Origin of the sequence: Chitinophaga sp. CC14 (genome assembly GCF_048957795.1) — a bacterium.
GTDB lineage: Bacteria > Bacteroidota > Bacteroidia > Chitinophagales > Chitinophagaceae > Chitinophaga > Chitinophaga ginsengisegetis.
Window position 1 is genome coordinate 951,497 of the sequence record NZ_JARBFY010000003.1, and the last position, 19,654, is coordinate 971,150.

A 19,654-nucleotide genomic window follows, 5' to 3' on the forward strand; every position below is an offset into this window, starting at 1 on the left:
CATTTGTTTTTATCGGAAAATTCACAACGACTATGCCTGTCACGATACCATTTGAAATCCGCATTTCTAAAAAAGCCTGTGCCTGCTGGTCCGCAGCCTTGCCCCCAAAACTGGAATGTATAAGAATACCTGCGGCTGCTACTTTTTATCATCAATACAAGGGATCTACACAGTTTATCGCCCAAGGATTATTTCCACAGAGCAGTATGGCCTGGGTGACGCACTATTTAGCGCGGAAGCCGGTACATTTTAATTTGAAGGCCAGCAAAGAGGGGTTTATTCTTTATTGTATTCTGGATGGTTTGCTGGAATATAGTTTTGGCAGCCAGCATGCCAGCGGGCAGGCCGGTCATTTTAACCTGGTATCTTGCCAGGCATTCGAACAGCAGGTGGTTTTAAGAGAAAAATGTAAGATCTTCTATTTATTTATTCCTCCGGGGTTATTAGAGAAGTTTCAGGTGACCTTCCCAATAGTAAAAAAGCTTCTTGACAATCTTGGGCTTGGGGGGGCAGGTCAGTTGCTTGAATATCAGACAAAGGATACAGGGCAGATGCTTTCTGTTATTGAGCCAGCTCTGGGGATGGACTATTCGGGAGCGGACGCAAATTTGAAGATCGTTGGATTTATAGAAAAATTGATTATCACTGCCTTGGATCTTTTAAGCGTTAGTAAAATTGAAATAAAACATCCAATCTATATAAGCAATGAAGAGTTGATTGCCCTTAGGCTTGTGAGATCTGCGCTATTAAGTAGAACAGAACTGACCCGACCACCAGCCCTTGAACAGCTTTCCAGATTAGCAAACATGAGTGAAAAAAGACTGGAAGACTGTTTTAAGTCCTATTTTCAAATGACTATGTTTGATTTCTTTCAAGCTGCAAGGATGGAAGCTATCTACAGGGCCATCTGCCGCGGTGAAAGAACTTTAAGTCAGATCTGCTGGGAGTTTAACTACCAGGATTATTCCAGCTTTTCGGCGGCAGTAAAGAAAAAACTGGGTAGAAATCCCCGCCAGATTCTACGTACTGAATTGCTCGCTGGGGGAAGTTAAAATGAAATGGAGTAGCATTTTTGTATTGGGGAGGATGCTTTCTAGTTTTGTTGGGAGGAAGCTGGATCGAAATTTATGTCAATGGATGTAACTAATACACTTGTTGTCGAAGGCTCCAAAGTTTCGCGACTATTTCTCCAAAGTTTATTATGATCATTCCAAACAATAGCTACCGCAGTGAGTATTACTTTTGATTAACTGCAAACATTGCAGGAGTAATCTTAATGTTTTAGTTTATATGGGTAGTAGTAGGAAAACAACTTTGCTCTCTTTACGGAGTTCCTTTCTCACAATAGTCGCTGACAAGGGTAATCTGAAATATGTTGTGTTTTTCTTGTCGGTTATTTTTCAGTTGCTTTTTATCTATGCCGCGGTTACTAAAATTTCGGATTTTCAGAAATTTACGGTAGAACTTGGACAGTCTCCGTTACTCACCTATTTTGTCCTGCCGGTTGCAATCCTTACTCCATTAGCGGAATTATTTATCTCAGTGTTGTTATACTTCCCTGCTTCCAGAAAGCTCGGATTATATTTTAGTTTCTCCCTGATGACTTTATTTACTTCCTACATTATCGCCATTACTAGGTTTGCCTCTTATGTGCCTTGCGCCTGTGGGGGGATTTTAGGTGAAATGGGGTGGCGGCAGCATTTAATCTTCAATATATCATTTACCGCTTTAGCTTTAACAGGTATAGTACTCGCTGAGTGGGATCAATACCGGTCTGAGCGAACTTCTGTCCAAGGTTTGGTAATTCCGGGCTAAAGCCATAGGCCCCATGTTATTGGCTAATCTTTTATTTAAACCCAAATTTTATGAGAATTCAAAAGGTCATTATGATGGCTGCCTTTTTAGCTGCCACAACGGCAGCATTCGCGTTCAAAGGTGTCGGCAAAGGAACAACTATTTATGGCAAGTTTGGCGGTCAATGTCAGCCACTTTGTACGCCCACTGTTAACTTGTTGTGCGCGGATACTTCCGATGACGGTATTTACTATATCGTTGGCGGTTGCATAGATGAAACCGTGGGTGTTAGGTACCGTTTTCCGTGAAATTACAGTTCTTGCATTGTTTAATTTTCCCCGGGGCTGGTTTTGGCTGGCCCTAAAAAATGTTTAACTATGGGCAAACCTATGCAGGTGATAAAACGGGTTTTGTGGAGCAGTTTTCCAGCCGTATTAATTGTTGCAATACTCCAGATTTATTCTCAGCATAAATTGAATATTGCTAATGGATTTAACAGGCGAATATCGGATTCGACATTGAATATGGCGATAAGTGCCAAATTAGCGTCTGGGCACTATTATATCGCTGGTTTATCAGCGGATGAAATTTATCTTGGCAACCAGGATACTTCCGGGCTCATAAGATCGTTTTCCTACAATTTGGATAGGTCTTGGTCAAGAGTTTTGGATGTTCCGCCAGCAATTCGTTTTGCCTGGGGAGCCGCAAGGATTTACTATTTACGAAAGAAGTTTATTCTTGCTGAAGGGATAACCCCGCTAATATTCTCATTTGGACTGACTGGTAAAGCCACAAGGACAAATACGCCAAATTGGAAACAATTTGATTTAGTTGTCCCTTCAGATAGTTTATTTGTTTGCCGCACATTAGACACTTTTCATCATAAAAACGCAATCACCTCTCAACAGGTCAATACCTCGGAAAACAGCAGTGTCGATATTTTGAAGCAGCAGCCAGGTGGAATATTTTCCACTGATGGCATGTTGCTACATGATAGTACGGTGGGCAGATTTTTATACGTGTATTATTATCGTAATGATCTGGTTTCATTTGACGCAGGCTTTGAACACGTAAGGACAGGCTTCACCATTGATACTAATACAATAGCCAAGATTGAAATTTCTAAAATCAAATCAGAACACAAAAGAACATTCTCCTCTCCCCCCAAAAGCGTAAATAAGTTTGCCTGTGTAAGTGATGGAAGGCTTTTTGTGTATAGCGGTCTGAGAGCCGATAATGAAAAGGGGAAGCTTTCTTATATGGCTTGCCCGATTGATGTTTATTCAGTACAAAGTTTTAAATATCTTTACAGCTTTTATATACCTGACTACGATCATAGTGGGCTTCACGATATGGCAATCTGGAAAGATAAACTTGTGGTTTTAAAGGGATCTCATATCTCCGTTTATTCGATGGGCAGTAATTCAATAAAGGAGTCCAATATAGCCTTGTCTGCTAGGGTAAAGACGCTACAATAGGGTAAGGATTAGCATCGGTAGCATTGATTGCTAATGTGTTTTTTACTAGTATCCCGGATTTTGAGTCAAATGTGGATTGATGTTTATCTCGGACTTTGGAATAGGGTAGAGGGTATCATATCTATTCCACCCATCTCCTTTTATCTGGCTGATCACCATAGCTGCATTATCCGCTCTTTTCAGATCAAACCATCTATGTCCCCATTCTGCAAAAAATTCAATTCTCCTTTCCCTAGAAATTTCAGAAAGTATTGTCTGCTGCGATTGAACTTCCAAAACGGGTAGCCCGCTCCTTGACCGGATGGCATTTATGTCGGCTGTCGCTTCTACGAGCATGCCCAGTCTTGCGTAAGCCTCTGATCGGATAAGATATTGTTCTGAAAGCCTGAGTATCATCAGGTATTCTGTGACTGGGGAGTTTGGGACCGATTTGTACTTAAAAGCATAGTAATATGTTACCGTGTTACTTTGAAATCTTCCAATCCAATATTTTAGTCGTTTGTCCCCGTTTTCAAAAAGCTGTATTAGGTCTGGACTTAAAGACACATTCCGCGGCGCCGAGGACAATATAAATAGGGCAGCGTCAAAAGTATTGTATCCTGGTAATGCAGACTGCAACTGCCAAATGGCTTCGTTACTATTTTTTAGAAACGTTTTCTGCAGGTCTTGTGATAGGGTAAATAAAGAAGTATTGTTAATAATTTCAGAAGATAATTGGGTAGCGCGGTCCCAGTCATGACGGTATAAATATACCCTGGCTAACAATGCGACTGCGGCATATGATATGGCTCTGATCCTTTCATTGCCATTATTGGTATAATTGCCTGGAAGATATTTTCGGGCATAAAGTAAGTCCTCGGTAATTTGAGCGTAAACTGCTTCTGTAGGTGATCTGTAAAGGACATTGTTTTGCAGAAAATCAGGAGTCAGGGCCACAGGGACATCTCCATATAAATTTACCAGCAGGAAATAGCAGAATGCACGCAGGAATTTTGCCTCTGCGGATAACTGGTTTGCCAGCGCGGGATTTATCGGGGATTTTCCAATTCCGTCAATGACGCTGTTGGTGTAGTAAATTGTCTTATACAAGCTTGCCCAGATACGGCTATTGATTGCGTTTTCTGGCCTAATATTGCCTTTGTAGTATTCTGTTTGGTCTACATCGGATGAATAGTTAATAAATTCATCAGAGATCAGGCCATTTAATAGGGTAATGCTTGATCCCCCCGAAGTATACCCATTTTTTGTTGCTGTCATATCTTCATATATGGCAGCAATAGCTTTTATTGCGGATGAATCACTGGAAAAAACCTGGACAGTGGTAACCAGATCCGGAGGTTGCCCTGCAGTTACAAATTTCCTGCACCCGCATAGCAAAGATATATAGCAGATGACTAAAGAGGATAAAAAGTAAGTGATCGTCGGTAGTTTGAGGTATATCATTTTTGAAAGGTTAAATCTATTCCTAAGTTGAATGCGGCCAGTGGGGGGATACTGTTATTGGCGTTTTGGTTTTCCGGATCGATGCCCACATATTTTGAAATTTTGGCTATATTCTGGCCGCTTAAATGAACAGACAAAATATTTATGCCCACGTCCTTTAATTTCTTTCCAGTGGTAGTATAGGAAAGGGATACGTTTTTAAGCCGGAGGTAGGAGGCGTCGCAAATAATGTGATCACTGCCGGCGAGATTTAAATAGGCGTCATAGGCCTGTGAGCTGGTTGTTTGCGTAAATTTTTCAATATCGGTGGCTGATGCCGCCGTTGTCCAACGCGACATTACTACGTTGGGTTGGTTTGAGGCCATGCCCGGAGAGTATAACCTACCATATATATGGTTGTTATACAAATAGCTATATCCGTTTTGCCTTACAAACTGAATGAAAACATCCAGTTTCCACTTCCTGAAATGTATACTATTTAAGATTCCACCATACAGGTTTCGAGTAATGGATTTATGCCACGTTAGATCATCAGGATAATTTATTTTTCCGTCACCGTTGATATCTAAGAAAGTATAGGTTCCTGATGCCTTGTCCACTCCTGTAAATTGATATCCTGCAACTACGGATAACGGTTTTCCGACTTTGTACCTATCCTGGTAAATAGTGGTATTTAGATTTGGAAAACTGGCGAGCCGGTTGGTTGGAATGGTAAAATTGAGTCCCACCGTCCATCCCAAATTCTTGGTTTTGAGAATGGTTCCGGTAAATTCAACCTCAAATGATCTGTTGATTACGGTAATGGGGTAGTTGCCCTCGATGGAGGAAAATCCTGTCACCGCGGATACGGGGTATTTAATGAGTTGATTATAGGATTTGCTATGGTAAAAACTAAAGGCTAATTGCAAGCGGTCCTGTAGAAATCCCAGATTTATGCCTGTTTCCATTTTCCGGGTAGTTTCCCATTCATATACGGGATTACTAAGTCGAGTGGGGGCCAGGCCGGTGATGTTATTATAGGGAAATGGTACGGAAGACCAGGTGGTAAGGAATTGGTTGTCTCCAATCTGGTCGCTGCCCGTGTAGCCATAGCTTGCCCGGATCTTTGCAAAGGCGAGCGTCTTTCGGGCATGTTTTAAGAAGTTTTCTTCTGAGATCAGCCAGGCCATACCAATGGCGCCGAAGGTGGCAAATTGCCTGCCGGCAGCAAATCGACTGCTGCCATCCCTTCTTCCTGTCAGATCCAGGGTGTATTTTCCCAGTAGATCATATCTGACTCTTGCAAATGCTGCACTATACCGGTATAGGCTCTTATTGGTGTTAAGGTTTGTGATCTGGGCTGCGCCACGCAGGGTTTGCAGAGAACTTTCCGGATCATAGCCGGAGGCAAGGATAACATTGGAACAACTGGCGCTTTGCTCTAATGTACTTCCCAGAAGAAAGGTGAGTCTGGCGCGAGAAGTGGAAATCTTGTATTCTGCCTGTGGTTCGACAATCCAGGTGCTAACATTTTTGCCAGAGAAGGTGCTTTGCCCTGTAGTTATTCCATAGGCTGGGTTAACCGAGGCCACTGGCTGAGTAGATATTTCGTTAAACCTGGTTGTGGTCATGGCGGCACTGATTTTAAGCTTTAGCCCTTTTACAATAGTATATCCCAACTGAGCATTGGTTATATAATTGGTACCGGTAGTTTTATATTGCTGCCAAAAATTGACGTAAGGATTAGTATACCCTTTCGCCCAGTTTAAGGAGCCATCCGGGTTAGTTGGCTGCGGCGCATTGGGTGGAAGGAATAAGGCAAGTTGAGTCGGATCGATTGAAGGCAATATGTTTTTATCCAGGTTTAATATGGAGGTTAGTGATACTGTAAACCTGCTATTGGGAGTTTTGGCATTCATGGACGCCATTATGGAAGCCTTCCTGTTGGAGAAATTATTACCAAAAACAGTAGATTGATGCCTGTATCCACCTGATACCAGGTAGGTGATATCTTTTCCTCCCCCGGTTACCGAAACGTAATTGTTAGAACGCACGGCGGTGCTACCAAAGAGTTTTTTCTGCCAGTCGGTATACCTGGTGCTATCCCAGGTAATCAGGTCGTAATCGGTATTGCTATCAGGCAGCAATTGATCATTTTGGAAGGCTTCTCTTCTCATTAAAAGGTATTGGGCGGTGGAAAGCAGTTTCATTTTTGAGATAGCCCTTTCAAACCCCACATCTGATGAATAACAAATTTTAGGCTTTCCGGCTTTAGGCTTTTTTGTTGTGATCAGGATTACGCCGGCGCCCCCCTGGGATCCATAAATAGCGGTGGCATCTGCGTCTTTGAGTATTTCTACGCTTTCAATATCGTCAGGATTGACAAAAGCCAGGGGGTTACCGGTTCCAAGGATGGCGTTACCTGTTTGAATAAAGGATTCTGTAGGGATGGGTACCTGATCTATAACAAAGTAAGGGTTGTTGCCTGCATTAATACTGTTTTGTCCTCTCAGTTCCAGGTTAAAGCCTCCGTCTGTCAGACCGGTTTTCTGTTGGATAAAAAGACCTGGTATTCTTCCCTCCAGGATGGAAAGGATATTTCCAGATGGCTGCTGGCTGATCTGTCTTTCATCTATTCTGCTCACTGAACCAGGATTCAAACGGGTGGTGGTTTTTCCATAACCTATCACTACCGGCTGGTCCAATGTAGCTATGGCAGGAATAAGAGAAATGGTAATTGCAGCCTGACCTTCCACAGCTATTTCGGCGGGCTCATAGCCAACAGAGGTGACCAGCAAAGTATCCTTTGCCGCAACATTTAGTAGATTAAATTCTCCGGCAGCATTTGTAGAGGTTCCTTTTTTACCAGTCTTTAAAATCACTGATGCCGATTCTACGGGGATATTGTCGGATAGAACCCTACCATTAAGGCGTTGCAATTTCTGTGTCTGGTCGCAGGTAATAACGATGGTGTGGTGAACGATTTTATAGGAAAGCGGCTGTCCCTGAAAGCAAATGGTGAGTGCCTGCTGTAAGGTCGCTTTAGTAACCTGTATGTCGATCTTTTTTGCTTTTGACAAGGTGTTTGACTCATACCATGGGTGGTATCCTGTCTGCGCTTCAATACTTTTTAAAAGCGTTTGCAGATCTTGCTGGTGACCATATAAGGAAACCCTTACCTGCCCGTTTACACTGCCGGAAAACAGCAGTGTAAACGGTAGCAGGACGGCGCCCAGAACTTTTAGGAAGGCCAGCTTCCAGCGGCTGGATAACCTTTGGGGGCCAAAGTAAAATATTACTTTGAAGGTAGAAATAGGATGCATAGCTTTGAGTAGCGCTACACCACAGAAATTCACTTCAAGGTCGTGATATGAGGTTTAGCCTTTCGTTAAAGCGGATTCTGATGAAAGCAGGGTCCGCTTATCTATTTATACTGTGGGCTATGATCTGATGTGCTAGTAAAAGAGAGCCCGTTTCATGGGACGGCATAAAGCTAGAATGTGGGATACTGGACTTTTAAGGGTATCTGTCATCTGAAAAATACAATTTTGTTTCCTTCCTTTCTAAAATGCAGATTACTTTCTTTTAATACCTGAAGTAATCCTGTTAGTCCTTCTTTTCTGGAAATGCGGCCCGTAAATGTGTGTTTGTCCACCCCGTCTGTAAATACAGCCTGAAGGTCATACCATTTTTCTACCTGTCTCATCAGCGAGGTAAGTTCAGTATTACGAAAATCAAAAATACTATCCTTCCAGGCGATGGCCGCGGCAGTGTCGGCGCCTGCGTGTACCTGCCAGGTGCCGGAAGGATGGATGTAAAGCTGCTGACCTGCCTTTAATATGGCCAAGTGATTACTGTCAGACACCTGAATTTTTCCTTGCAGCAACGTAGTTTTTAAAGATGGCTCAGACCCATAGGCCGATAGGTTAAATCTTGTGCCAATAACAGTAATCAGGGCCTTTGGCGTCTGCACTTTAAAGGGGATGCTTGCGGCGGCGGCCACCTCAAAATATGCCTCTCCATTTAGTTGGAGGATGCTGGTCTGATGGGTAAAACCTATCGGGTATTGAAGGACCGTATTGGTGCTTAACCAGATTTTGGTGCCACCGGCAAGTACTACCAGGTATTGGGCGCCCTTACCGGTTATCAGGGTATGATACTGCTCCTGTTTTGTGGATGCGGTGCTTTGAAGCCGATAGGTAATGGCGCCAAGAGAGACATCCAGGTTTACGGCAAGGCCCTCATTTTTTAAAATGCCTATGGCGTTACTGTCCAAAACGAAAGTTTTTCCCGACTGCAGGGTGATTGTTGTTTTATTTGCCGGCGCTACCATCGATATTTGCTGCATTGATGCGGCTTTGGGGACAACAGGGCGGGGCCTATTGAGCCAGACAGTGGCCAGTATCATAATGATAACGGCGACAGCGGCCAGAAAGGATTTGGTTGTTATCCTGGACCAGAGATATTTTATTGTTGTTTTGGCGGTCCTTTCCTTTCCCCTGGACAGATACATTTTGGAAAAACGTATAAAACTGGATTGCGCCTGCTTTTTGCTGGTGGCCCCTGACTGCGCCTTTCCAAAGCCGTTGCTCATGTTTTCAAAGATCTGATCCCTGCTATCAGGAGCGGAGAGGGCATGTAAAAAGTCTTCCAACTCCACATCCGAGAGCTGACCATTTAAATATCTTTCCAACTGGTCCCTAAAGTCCTTGGTACTCATTTTTGAATTTTCTTACCTTTTTCTCTAGTGTCCTTATTTAAAGACACCTGTAAACAATGAAAGGGAGGGTGGGGAGCTAAAATAATTTTAAAAAGGGGATTAAAACAGCTTAAAAGTTTCCAGGAAGGATTTAATGGAACGAATTGATTTGGCGATCAGTTCTTTCACTGTTGGTTTGGATATCCCCATCCTGGTAGCCACTTCATTGTATGTCAATCCTTTGTCTTTGCTAAGTCGCCAGGCTTGTTGCTGTCTTGCAGGAAGGCGTTGCACGGCTTTTTCGAGAAGCTGGCTTTGCTGGCGCATAATAGCCATTTCTTCAATATTACCTGATGATTCATTAAAGCGTTCTTTTATATAGGTGCGGTATTTTTCCTGTACAGAGAGTTTCCTTAACTCGTTGAATACGGCATTTCTGGTGGTAATGAAAAGGTAGCTTTTCAGGTTTTCAATTTTAAAAGTTTCCCAATTTTCCCAAAGATGCAGGAAAATGCTTTGGGTAAGGTCTTCGGATTTTTCATGTTGTTTAAGGTAGAAATAGGCGCAGGAATAAACGCTGTCGTAATGGGTAATATATACTTGTCTGAATGAAATTGAGCTGGAATGATATGGTGGATTGAACGCGCTCATCACTTTTAAAATTAGGAAATTTTTTCTCCTGTTCCTTAAAGGTTGTGCCAGGCGCCCAGGTAGAATTGACCGGACCCCTCTTGGCGCAATATTTTTGCAGTGGAGAAGCAATTTTTTACCGGTTGAGGGCGAATAGTAAAACAGGAGACTTTATTCGGGGGGCCAAAAGTAAGAGTCTGAATGATATATGAAAAAATCTTTCGGCAGGAAGGTGGGAACATATGGCCGGTGAAATTACCGACCATATGTTTGAGCCGTAATGATAATCCACTTAAAATCCCTACGGTATTCTCCACCTTTTGGGGGTTATGAACTAATGGAATTCAAAGGATTGAACTTGTGTCTTCTGATTTTGATGAATGGTTGGTTAGCTAATGTGACGTATTGCTGTATAGAGCTTTCGACAAAAAAGCTTTGCATGAAACGTCGGTTTGGAATGGCTTTCTTTTTACTGCGGTAAAAATGCAGCCAATAATTTATTAAATAATGCTTTGGTTCGGTATCTTAACCTTTGGTTTTATACAACAGGTTAAGGATCTTTTTTAACAAATGGTTGAAAAACCGGCCATCATATCTTCAATTTGCCTTCGCATCAGCATTACCATCCTGTCGAGTGGTAAGCTCATGGAAAGCAAAAGGGACTGCGATCTATAACGGCCGGTTATGTATTTTGACACCACAGGAGTTTTTCCCTTTGACTGAGATTTTCCTTCCCAGTATAAAAGATGATGCTGAAGCTCAAAAGGTCTACAAGCCCCGACAATTTTTTTACTCGGCGTCAAAAAATATATTGCCGGAGATTGCTTTAACAATAAATAACAGGCACATGAATTTTGCAATATTTATATTATTTTTTTGTCACCTCTAAACTGTCACCAATGTCCGACCAACAACAATTTTTGCTTACTACTTCTGATGGCCAAGCTATTAGCTGGCGATCGACGCTTCCTGACGGTGCCGACAACCACTTTATGGAAGGATCCAGACTTTATTATTATGACCTTGCAGAAAAAGGAAACATTCTTTTCTACCGGGTAGCCCAACAGCCCTACCAGGCCTGGTTAAACCGTTACTCCATCAGTGAGCCCACGAGCATTCATCTTCAATCTATGGGAGAAGGCATTATGCTTTATTTTGTTATTCAAGGATTCGTCGATTACAGGGACAAACTTCAGCATAACAGGGCTTATGAGGGTAATGTATACTTAATTCCTGCTCCCATGCTCAATCACGACCTGATATTCCCCGCTGGGGATTGCCAGGTTTTTCATCTGTTCATCCCACCCACAAAGCTGGCGCTGTATCTTCAAGCCTTTCCTGCTGCTGGCAGATTGCTCGGACTTGTATCCGATCCTCTGCCGCCTACCGTCCTTGACCACGACATCCGGGATGAGGGCAGGCTGCTTAAGATCCTTTCCTCTTTGCTAGGACGGCCGCGCAAGGTAATTAAGCCGGAAGCATTGCGCCAAATGCTGGATGATGTAATTGTTTCGGGGCTCGACCTTTTTTCAAATCATGTCAATAGTTTTGCGGGTTTGCTGCCGGCAGAGAAAGCTGCCGTTATCGAGATCAGGGCGTATCTGCTGGCCCATATTCAGGACCTGTACCTACCTGCCCTGCAGCAACTGTCTCAAAAAGCGGGCATGAATGAGAAGAAACTGGAAGAGATTTTCAAGCTGGCCTATGGTTGTACTATGTTTGATTTTTTCCAAACGGCCCGTTTTGAAGCAATCTACAGAAGACTGGCCCAGCCCATTTATTACCTACTTGAAATATCGGAGGATTTTGGTTACGAGAATTATTCCAGCTTTTCAGCGGCGGTAAAAAAACGGTTCGATAAAAGCCCCAGACAAATCCGAAAAGGGGTATTGTAATTTTTGCTTATCAAGCTTTGCCGTGTGTAGAAAGTTTTTCTGATATGCGTCGAAAGTAATAAGCGAAGTCTCAAAAGTTATTGTTCCTTTGGTGTTGTAACTTTAATTTAAAGGAAAACCGCATTTAATAAAATAGATACTTTCTAAAAAAGTAAATAAGTCCCAAAGAAAACGAATTATCCTTTCGCCTTGAAAATCTTTGGACAATAGGGGGTTCAAAAAAGCCCGGTGGCGCCCTGGGTTATTTAAGTAAAAAGCACGTCCGCTTCTGTTTTTAATCTATCCACAGGAACTGTAAGAAGTTTCGTCTCCAAATTTCACTTGTTATTCTTACTAAAATATTCATTCTCTCTGCTGCATTGGCATTATGGGAGGGGGCCAGGTTTTGCGTGAGATGGAAATTTTGCCATCCAATGGTATAAACCTTTGTCACGTACCACCTATAATGATTTTGCGGTGGACAACTTATTGTCTGTAAAAGCAGCCCCTGATTTATTTAAGCTACCCAATGATATGGACTATTTACCTGCCCTGATTACCGGCTTTGACTAACAGGCGCTTTGGCCGAAATTACCCAGATCAACGCCAGAATCAGTAGGATTATTACAATACAGCCTATCGCTAATAGGATGTTTCTATACCTTTTATGCTTTTTCTGGTGGGTTATCCCTGCTGACTCATTCAGACTAGCTTTTACTATCCTCAAGTAGGCTTGCTCTATCTGTTCAGGGGCCTTATTTGCCGAATAAATCTTTTCACGAATACCCTTTACCAGGTCCGCACTAAGTATTGCTTCATTTTCCGGGTCCTGGACCGCTTTAATAAAGCTTTTCAGCTCATCATCTGACATTTTGTTGGATAAATATTTGTCCAAAAGGATCTGAAACTGAATGGGTGTTATTTTCAAGATGATTGATTTGTGAAAAAAAGATAAAGTAGAAAAATATGCTGTTGCACTCATTGGTGATCTGCGAGCAAATTGATAATTCAGGATAAGAGAACCAGCGCCAGGGGCAGCAGGGACAGGTATGTATTTTTCATATAGGTTGTAATATGGGCAATTGATTTTGCAATATGGTTTTTCACGGTAAGTTTAGAAATTCCCATGCAGGTAGCAATTTGCTCATGGGTAAGACCTTGCTGCCGGCTTAACCGATATGCCTGCTCTTGTCTGGGGGAAAGGTTTTTTATTGCGTTTTCAAGAAATTGGCCACGCTGCCGATTAATGGAGTAGTTTTCCGGCGTAAAAGTATCCACCTCAAAACTAGCCTTAATAATTTTAAGATGTTTTCTTGAAACTATTAGGTGATGGAAACGGTTTAAAATGATATTTTTAGCGGTTATAAACAAATATCCTTTCAGATCTGTTGGCTTCACGGTATCTCGCTTCACCCATAATTTAAGAAATGCCTGTTGAACAATATCCTCAGATTCTTCATGACTCTTGGTATAGGCAAAAGCTGCTGCATACAAGGAATTATAATATTCAAAAAAGATCTCTTTGAAGGTGGAAGCGTCAAGCGTTGGCCCTAGCGCCGGCATAGGACCATCCTGATATGGTTGGAATTCTTTCAAATTAAAAAAAGGGGGTAATTACCGTAATGAATATACCCCTTTTTAATAATATGTAGAAAAAAATTTGAAAGGTTTTTTCCGACCCTTTCAAGGTTATAGTTGTCCCGGCTTGCCGTATTGTACCTGTACAAATGAGCAGGCTGTTTCCTTCACTACCGCCATTACCCGGTCCCGGAGTTCTTCTACCAATTTATGTTCCGGGTCCTGGCTTGAAAAACCATCTGTTGCCATTATCAGGCTGGCAAGTCTTCCTGTCACGGCCGGTACTAAGGGAGATAGTAATTTTACATAGTCGGTACCAGCATCCCAAAGTAAATCTTTAATTGCTGTATGCAGCATATGCATTACCGAAATTTCACCGGTAACCAGTAGTGCCTTATATTGTTCTTTGTTCATGATGGGTGAAGATATAGCATTTAATAAATAGACCTGTCCCGACCCGCTTTGATCTTTAATCGTGGCCATCTTGGGGCTTTTGTTCCTTTGGCTCCTTAGCTGGATTTTTTATAATCAGGTGGGAGAGGTTGGGATCACTTTTTATCCTTTTTAACTCCGACTCTATTAAGTCGAAAATATCATTTTTAATAGTGATGTAGACATTTTGGACTTCTATGGGCGTGATATTTCTGACTTTTTTAAGCGGCTTATATTCCTTTTCCTCTGCATTTATGGCATCAAAGTCAATTTTTAACTTTGTATGAAATGCCTTGTGTTTAATAGGCATGTCCGGATTGTCAGCCACAACTCCTACAATTTCCCCGCTAGAAAGATTGGAAATCCTCGATGGCGGGACTGCCAGATCCAACTGGGTGTTTCTGCTGATGCTGGTATCGGTCCTGTTGATCGATACACTTTCGCGCTGTTGTACGATTTTTCCTATTCTGTCCGAAACCAGTTTGGCCGTATCTCCGACTGCCTGACCACAGATTAAGTTGGAGCAGATGTTCATAATGACTTCTGCCTGCTCGCGGGAATAATCCTTTTTAAGCTGCGCATAGTCCTGGATTGCGAGTATAATGGCAACCCGGTAGCCGCGGGCGATGGCAATCAGGCTTTCGATACCATTCCAGAAAATGCTCGAAAACTCATCTGCGATGATGGCGCACTTATGCATACCCTTCCTCGCTACCAATCGACCTACACGGCTAATATATAAGCTTAATACTGCTCCATAAATTTGTACCTTTCCAGGGTTGTTGCCCACTGCCACCAGTTTGGGTTCCTTCGGATTATTAATATCCAGACTGAACTCATCTCCGCTGAGAACATAATACAGGGAGGGACTCGACAACCTGGCGATACTGATTTTCGCGCTTCCTATCTGTCCTTCCAGTTGTTCACGGGCCTGATTCAAATAAGCGGACAAAAATGGATTTATGAGGACCTCAATTTCAGTTTCAGTGCCCAGCACAGGCCAGAGGTCATCGTAGTCAACCTGCATCAGTTCAATGACATGGGGGAGTGTGCAGTATTTTCCGTTTTTATATTTTCTCAAAAACCAGATGATCGCTGTCATAAAGTTAATGCTCGATTCCACCCAGAAATCCCCGGTCTTTTTTATCCACTCGCGGTTAAGCCCCAAAAGTATTGTCCTGGCAGCCTCCGAAGCATCTGTAATGTCATACATCGTCTGGGGTTCTAAGGGATTGCATCTGTTGGTTATGGACAGATCATCGAAATTGATTACATAGAATTTGGGTGGGATTGCAAAATTGCCTTGATACTTTAACAGTGTGTTATAGGCAATCTTGGTCAGATCATCAAACTTGAAATCATATAGAAATACGCAATAGCCCTTTTTTATACAGGAAATGATAGCCGGTCTGATGATCCCCACGCTCTTGCCTGCTCCTATCCAGGCCCCCCGACTATCATCGTTGCTCTAAACGGATTAATTAGATTGACAAACATTTTGCGGGTTTTTCCTTTAAATCTATAGGCCCCTTCCAGGTTAATACTATATTCATTGACAAGCAGACGTTCCTCTTGTGGAAAGCTTTCGTTGTCTTCATTGAAGATGTCCTTTTGAAGATTAAGTTGAATGGTTCTGGAAAGCCTGCCCCCGCCCGTAAGTAGCAGGATATAACCTGCGGTGGTTGCAAGGATATAGAGCATGGCTGTGATAGAGGTAGACAGGTGAAGGTAAAAAAGTAGGGCAGAAGAAAAATAGAGCGCGGTGCCAGTAAGTAAAAATACTATTATTGATGCCGGCTTTATGCTTTCCTCTTTCTTACCTCGTGAGCCCACCAACGAAACGAAGAGTAAGCCGAGGGCGAAAAGTTTGGTGTTATAAAAATTGCTGAAAAGCCCTGTATCTGCAAAACCTGTGATGATTCTTTTGGGCAGATCTGCAGTGAGTCCCCAAATCTCAAAGGCATTGTAACAGTAAACATAAAAATGTAGGCAAAGCAGTATAATACTACCCATCCTCACAAAGTCGATAATAGCCCTTAGGCTTTGTTGATTTTCTCCGGTGTCCATGTGGCATGATTTTTTTCTAAATAATAATCCGGCTATTGACTAGCTGCGGCGTTTTCTTCTTTTTCTGGCTTCCCTTAAAAGCTCAATAGGAGTGTGGCTTGCTGAGTAGGTATATTCGGTCAGAATGGAAAAGATGGTGCTAAAATATATGGATGATTCGGAGGCGATAATATTTAGCATATCCTGATCAGAGGGGATTTGTTTTTCTTTCTTCGGCCTGCCCAGCATAGCCAGTTGTTCGTTGATGTAAGCCATTACAACCGTATTTATTCCATTTGCGGCCAGGTAGGAGCTGATAAGCCTGCCGGCAGGTGCGAATGTGGGTGGTTGGGTAGCAATGTGGCCTAACTGGTAGTGGGTAGTACCTGTCTGGTCTGTGGTCCCGGAAATAGTAAGCCCGCATGCTGCCCAATCTGCCCAGACCTTACTGATTCCCCCGGTATAAACAGTATTAGATTGGACGGCTTTGACAAATTTTCGGTTAAATCCGATGTCACCCGGATTACCTGAGTTGAGTCTTGCCAAAATTGCCCGGGCGCCATATCTTTTGTTTAGATCGCTTCCTTTAAATACGCAACGTGTATTGTGATCAATAAAAGTTATCCCGGTGATAAGGCCGTTTTCGTTTTCGTAAAAAACTGCACTGATGTTTATTTTGGCCAGCTCACCTATAAATTCAGATTTGTCTACTCCGATTGAAAGCAATTGTTCAATTTTATCTGATAGGACGGCTTTGTATTGCTGGCGCTTCCTCTCATTTTCCTCAAAATGACTTTCTACCTTTTTAAAGATAGGGTTATCATATATGGAGCTGGCTTTTATAGCGACGCCGACTTTTTCCCTTTCCTTGTTTATTATGCTGTAGGAAAGACCGTTTTTAGTGAATTGTGTTGAACCAGGTCTGCCACGGTCTGCTGTGACATTAAAGGATTCAAGTACTGCTTTGTATTCAGAAAAAGAGGTAAAGCGATATTGGTCGATGACCGTCCTTACGATTTTTGATATTTCAGCTTTTGTTTCATTTTTCCCGTATTGCACAGCTTCCAGGTCGGCGGCCTTTGTTAAGAAGAAGTTTTTTTGACTCTTACTCTCGGCCGGAACCAAGCCAAACAATTTTTCAACCTCTCTTCTGGCAGGGGAGGACTTTAGCTTACCGATCATATGAGTTTCTAAATGGTCTCCCTCTTTATCAATTACCGTTGTCACAATATGAACATGGGGATGGGCCGCGTCGGTATGCTCGTATAAAAGGTAAGGCTGGTCTCCAAATCCAATCCGGTCCATGTATGCCTGCGTGATCTGGGCATACTGGTGGTGGGTGAATTTTTCGCTGGGATCAAAGTTTAACGAGATATGCATTGCGTTCTTTTCAGTTATTGTGTTGCGGGAAAAAAGCTTGTAAAACCTGTTGAACTTTTCCTGGAAGGTTAGTTCAGATGGAAGGCAACCAAAACCCTCGGCCCTGATGCAGGTAGCATTTTTCTTTTTTACTTTGTTTTCGTTGTAACTGATAATGCCCCGTACCGATGTGCCAAATGTTATTCTTGCAACCACTTTTTGGCCAGATTTGAGATAAGCGGATAAAGCCGGGATATCTGGGCCTGGGTCTCAGCAAATGATTGGGAGGCCTGCAGAATGAGAAATGATTTTCCCTCATTTGATGGCAAACTGTTAATCTGCCTGGTAACCTGGTTGAAATTATTTCCTATACTGTTAAGTTCTCTTCGTAGCCTTGTGAGTTCCTCCATTATTATATCCAGGCTCTCATCTTTGTTATAGATGGTAATTGCCTTTCCACAGATAATATACCTAAGCATTTCACTCATGGTCCTGTGCCTGGATTTGGCAAGTAGTTCCTTTAACCGGTTAAAGTCCTTTTCCGTTACACGGGTTTTAATGTCATATCTTAATTCCTTTTGCTGCTCTCTTTTGTTCCTTCCCATTTCAGATGGATTTAAGTGTAACAAGCCGACTTCGGAGGCTTTTACCAGGTTTGCCGACTTTGGAGGCAAACAAAATTGTTGTGCACAACAATACATCTTGCTGCTGGACACCGCCATCGTGTCCGCGCCCCCCATTAATGTTGGTGTTTAGAACCATTGCTCTGTCAAATGAAATGTTTATGGGGGAAGGCTAAACCTGGGGGGATTGGCCTCCGATATAACTGAGCTAGGGCCGTCTACTTTTATAGGGACCCGGGGGACTCATTTTTGTCGATAGCTTACCCTTTTTTTGGATGTTTTCAATTTTAGGTCCAATGCTGATTTTATTTGAGTCGTCTAAGGGAGACCTGCCATTTTCAATAGCTGCCCTTGGTGGGGGCAGATTGTCCGGTGTGTAGTCACATTTCTCGTTTAGTTTCCTAAAATGGTCAGCAGCCAGATTGTCCAAATATTGAGAAAGATTGTTTGTCCAGGGCTTGTTGCCAGCTTCTTGGGATGGCGCCGATTTCTCGATGAACTTTTGCGCTTCCAGAACCATTCTAAAGTCGGCATTGCTGTAAGCTGTGATGTCTGTTTTTTCTCCTTTCCCATCATTAAATACCATAGCTACCTTTTTTTTATTTATATATAAGATGCCCGAATATGCTACTGTCTTTGTAGTTAAGTCAGAATGTTCAATGAGTCTTCTTAGCTTTATATCCATCTTTCAAAATTTTAAGGGTTGCTAATTTTTGGAAAGCCCCAAAAAATGCGAATGCCGTAAAATTAAGGTCGTTGCTGCCTATTCTTAATTGGAAAAAGCTGCTGGACGTTTGATTCTTAAAAGCGCGGAAATTTCTGTTCCGGGTGAATGGTCAGTTAGACAGCAGCAAGCTTATTTACGGTTATCCAATTGAATCACTGGATGTCAAATTCATTTTTTTTGAGATTTTATCCAGGATATGATAAATGAAGTGTGGCTTTTCCCTTTCTTCTTTTAATTGAGCTGGGTGTATATCCGTTATTTTATCCAATTGCATGTAACCTGAACTCACGGCTTTAAATAATATCTCTCCATCCAAGCATCTGTTCTACGTAAGCAGTTTGAGAAACTTATTATAGTTTAGGTTGACGCTTACTTTCTCCATACGAAAATGGATGAAATTTGCGCGGATCTTGCCTTTTGGGGGAAATTGCTGTTGTGGCTGCCTCCTTTCCGCTGTAGGTCGTTTCAGGGTATGGACTTTCGTTTTTAATAAAAGCCAATGTTTATCTACGCGGCTTACGCTGCTGTGCTTCAGAAGTTTTCTTAGTCTTTGCCACTATTTGTTTCTTTAGCTTAGTAACTGGCTGTTGCGATATTGCCTTGAGGACTTTATTACAGACGGTTTCGGCCCGAGGTAATTTCTGAAAGGGGCTGAGTTTTAGGTTATAGGGTAACCTGCCGTCAACTGCTATGTCAATACCATTCATATAAAGACCATTGTCTTTTGGGCGGTGTACCAGTTTATAACTGAAATTGAATTTGTGGGTATCAAACTCTTTTTCAGAACTAACCTGGAACGCCACATTTTCCTGTGACGACTTATTCTTCTCTTTATTCAAGAGGTCAGCGGCTATTATATCCTGCATCGTGCTCAGTAGTTTTTCTCTGAATTCGCGACTTGGGGTGGTATTGGTGCCGTCAAGGAATCCGTTTTGAGTAAGCATTTCTATTAGCTTGTAATGGTCCCAGTTAAAGTTGCTGTTCTTCATACA

The 19,654-nt window shown here is 42.4% G+C and carries 18 protein-coding genes; 5 read left to right on the plus strand and 13 right to left on the minus strand.

Annotated features, from left to right (window positions below; genetic code table 11):
* Nucleotides 1-32: 32 nt before the first annotated feature.
* From PV783_RS13960 to PV783_RS13975, 4 genes are all read left to right on the plus strand, one after another.
* Complete coding sequence (locus tag PV783_RS13960; protein WP_420988435.1) at nucleotides 33-1,052, plus strand: helix-turn-helix domain-containing protein; 1,020 nt, start codon at nucleotides 33-35, stop codon at nucleotides 1,050-1,052.
* A 238-nt stretch (nucleotides 1,053-1,290) separates the two neighbouring features.
* Complete coding sequence (locus tag PV783_RS13965) at nucleotides 1,291-1,815, plus strand: MauE/DoxX family redox-associated membrane protein (RefSeq protein WP_420988436.1); 525 nt, start codon at nucleotides 1,291-1,293, stop codon at nucleotides 1,813-1,815.
* A gap of 50 nt (nucleotides 1,816-1,865) precedes the next feature.
* Nucleotides 1,866-2,102 (plus strand): hypothetical protein, encoded by a 237-nt coding sequence (locus tag PV783_RS13970; RefSeq protein WP_420988437.1) that lies wholly within the window; start codon nucleotides 1,866-1,868, stop codon nucleotides 2,100-2,102.
* A 69-nt stretch (nucleotides 2,103-2,171) separates the two neighbouring features.
* On the plus strand, nucleotides 2,172-3,272 hold the full coding sequence (locus PV783_RS13975) for a hypothetical protein (protein WP_420988438.1): 1,101 nt from the start codon (nucleotides 2,172-2,174) through the stop codon (nucleotides 3,270-3,272).
* A 45-nt stretch (nucleotides 3,273-3,317) separates the two neighbouring features.
* On the opposite strand, the gene PV783_RS13980 is transcribed toward PV783_RS13975, so the two are convergent.
* The 4 genes from PV783_RS13980 to PV783_RS13995 all read right to left on the minus strand — a co-directional run bounded on the left by PV783_RS13980 (nucleotide 3,318) and on the right by PV783_RS13995 (nucleotide 10,044).
* Complete coding sequence (locus tag PV783_RS13980) at nucleotides 3,318-4,715, minus strand: RagB/SusD family nutrient uptake outer membrane protein (protein ID WP_420988439.1); 1,398 nt, start codon at nucleotides 4,713-4,715, stop codon at nucleotides 3,318-3,320.
* Nucleotides 4,712-8,017, minus strand: a complete 3,306-nt coding sequence (locus PV783_RS13985) for a SusC/RagA family TonB-linked outer membrane protein (RefSeq protein ID WP_420988440.1) — start codon at nucleotides 8,015-8,017, stop codon at nucleotides 4,712-4,714. Before PV783_RS13985 ends, PV783_RS13980 begins: the two co-directional genes overlap by 4 nt.
* A 206-nt stretch (nucleotides 8,018-8,223) precedes the next feature.
* Entirely contained in the window at nucleotides 8,224-9,414 is a 1,191-nt protein-coding gene (locus PV783_RS13990) for a FecR family protein (protein ID WP_420988441.1), read from the minus strand.
* A gap of 99 nt (nucleotides 9,415-9,513) precedes the next feature.
* Complete coding sequence (locus PV783_RS13995; protein ID WP_420988442.1) at nucleotides 9,514-10,044, minus strand: RNA polymerase sigma factor; 531 nt, start codon at nucleotides 10,042-10,044, stop codon at nucleotides 9,514-9,516.
* 878 nt (nucleotides 10,045-10,922) lie between these two features.
* On the opposite strand from PV783_RS13995, the gene PV783_RS14000 reads away from it, so the two are divergent.
* Nucleotides 10,923-11,918, plus strand: a complete 996-nt coding sequence (locus PV783_RS14000) for a helix-turn-helix domain-containing protein (protein ID WP_420988443.1) — start codon at nucleotides 10,923-10,925, stop codon at nucleotides 11,916-11,918.
* A gap of 535 nt (nucleotides 11,919-12,453) precedes the next feature.
* Here the strand turns inward: PV783_RS14000 and PV783_RS14005 are convergent.
* From PV783_RS14005 to PV783_RS14045, 9 genes are all read right to left on the minus strand, one after another.
* Entirely contained in the window at nucleotides 12,454-12,879 is a 426-nt protein-coding gene (locus PV783_RS14005) for a hypothetical protein (protein WP_420988444.1), read from the minus strand.
* Nucleotides 12,880-12,905: 26 nt separating this feature from the next.
* A complete protein-coding gene (locus PV783_RS14010) occupies nucleotides 12,906-13,493 on the minus strand; it encodes an RNA polymerase sigma factor (protein WP_420988445.1) in 588 nt (195 codons plus the stop codon).
* A 93-nt stretch (nucleotides 13,494-13,586) separates the two neighbouring features.
* Nucleotides 13,587-13,889, minus strand: coding sequence for a hypothetical protein (locus tag PV783_RS14015; RefSeq protein ID WP_420988446.1), 303 nt, complete (start codon nucleotides 13,887-13,889; stop codon nucleotides 13,587-13,589).
* Nucleotides 13,890-13,944: 55 nt separating this feature from the next.
* On the minus strand, nucleotides 13,945-15,330 hold the full coding sequence (locus tag PV783_RS14020; protein ID WP_420988447.1) for a type IV secretory system conjugative DNA transfer family protein: 1,386 nt from the start codon (nucleotides 15,328-15,330) through the stop codon (nucleotides 13,945-13,947).
* Between the two features lie 14 nt (nucleotides 15,331-15,344).
* Nucleotides 15,345-15,974, minus strand: coding sequence for a YWFCY domain-containing protein (locus tag PV783_RS14025; protein WP_420988448.1), 630 nt, complete (start codon nucleotides 15,972-15,974; stop codon nucleotides 15,345-15,347).
* Nucleotides 15,975-16,013: 39 nt separating this feature from the next.
* Complete coding sequence (locus PV783_RS14030; protein WP_420988449.1) at nucleotides 16,014-17,528, minus strand: relaxase/mobilization nuclease domain-containing protein; 1,515 nt, start codon at nucleotides 17,526-17,528, stop codon at nucleotides 16,014-16,016.
* The gene (locus PV783_RS14035; RefSeq protein ID WP_420988450.1) at nucleotides 17,513-17,917 is read right to left on the minus strand and encodes a plasmid mobilization protein; all 405 of its coding nucleotides are present in this window, start codon (nucleotides 17,915-17,917) and stop codon (nucleotides 17,513-17,515) included. Before PV783_RS14035 ends, PV783_RS14030 begins: the two co-directional genes overlap by 16 nt.
* Nucleotides 17,918-18,143: 226 nt before the next feature.
* Nucleotides 18,144-18,620: a hypothetical protein gene (locus PV783_RS14040; protein ID WP_420988451.1), complete on the minus strand. Its 477-nt coding sequence runs from the start codon at nucleotides 18,618-18,620 to the stop codon at nucleotides 18,144-18,146.
* 545 nt (nucleotides 18,621-19,165) lie between these two features.
* The gene (locus PV783_RS14045) at nucleotides 19,166-19,651 is read right to left on the minus strand and encodes a hypothetical protein (RefSeq protein WP_420988452.1); all 486 of its coding nucleotides are present in this window, start codon (nucleotides 19,649-19,651) and stop codon (nucleotides 19,166-19,168) included.
* Between the last annotated feature and the right edge of the window lie 3 nt (nucleotides 19,652-19,654).

Coding starts and splice junctions, on each gene's coding strand:
- PV783_RS13960 (WP_420988435.1), top strand. CDS start 33: ATGCCTGTCACGATACCATTTGAAATCCGCATTTCTAAAAAAGCCTGT.
- PV783_RS13965 (WP_420988436.1), top strand. CDS start 1,291: ATGGGTAGTAGTAGGAAAACAACTTTGCTCTCTTTACGGAGTTCCTTT.
- PV783_RS13970 (WP_420988437.1), top strand. CDS start 1,866: ATGAGAATTCAAAAGGTCATTATGATGGCTGCCTTTTTAGCTGCCACA.
- PV783_RS13975 (WP_420988438.1), top strand. CDS start 2,172: ATGGGCAAACCTATGCAGGTGATAAAACGGGTTTTGTGGAGCAGTTTT.
- PV783_RS13980 (WP_420988439.1), bottom strand. CDS start 4,715: ATGATATACCTCAAACTACCGACGATCACTTACTTTTTATCCTCTTTA.
- PV783_RS13985 (WP_420988440.1), bottom strand. CDS start 8,017: ATGCATCCTATTTCTACCTTCAAAGTAATATTTTACTTTGGCCCCCAA.
- PV783_RS13990 (WP_420988441.1), bottom strand. CDS start 9,414: ATGAGTACCAAGGACTTTAGGGACCAGTTGGAAAGATATTTAAATGGT.
- PV783_RS13995 (WP_420988442.1), bottom strand. CDS start 10,044: ATGAGCGCGTTCAATCCACCATATCATTCCAGCTCAATTTCATTCAGA.
- PV783_RS14000 (WP_420988443.1), top strand. CDS start 10,923: ATGTCCGACCAACAACAATTTTTGCTTACTACTTCTGATGGCCAAGCT.
- PV783_RS14005 (WP_420988444.1), bottom strand. CDS start 12,879: ATGAGTGCAACAGCATATTTTTCTACTTTATCTTTTTTTCACAAATCA.
- PV783_RS14015 (WP_420988446.1), bottom strand. CDS start 13,889: ATGAACAAAGAACAATATAAGGCACTACTGGTTACCGGTGAAATTTCG.
- PV783_RS14025 (WP_420988448.1), bottom strand. CDS start 15,974: ATGGACACCGGAGAAAATCAACAAAGCCTAAGGGCTATTATCGACTTT.
- PV783_RS14035 (WP_420988450.1), bottom strand. CDS start 17,917: ATGGGAAGGAACAAAAGAGAGCAGCAAAAGGAATTAAGATATGACATT.
- PV783_RS14040 (WP_420988451.1), bottom strand. CDS start 18,620: ATGGATATAAAGCTAAGAAGACTCATTGAACATTCTGACTTAACTACA.
- PV783_RS14045 (WP_420988452.1), bottom strand. CDS start 19,651: ATGAAGAACAGCAACTTTAACTGGGACCATTACAAGCTAATAGAAATG.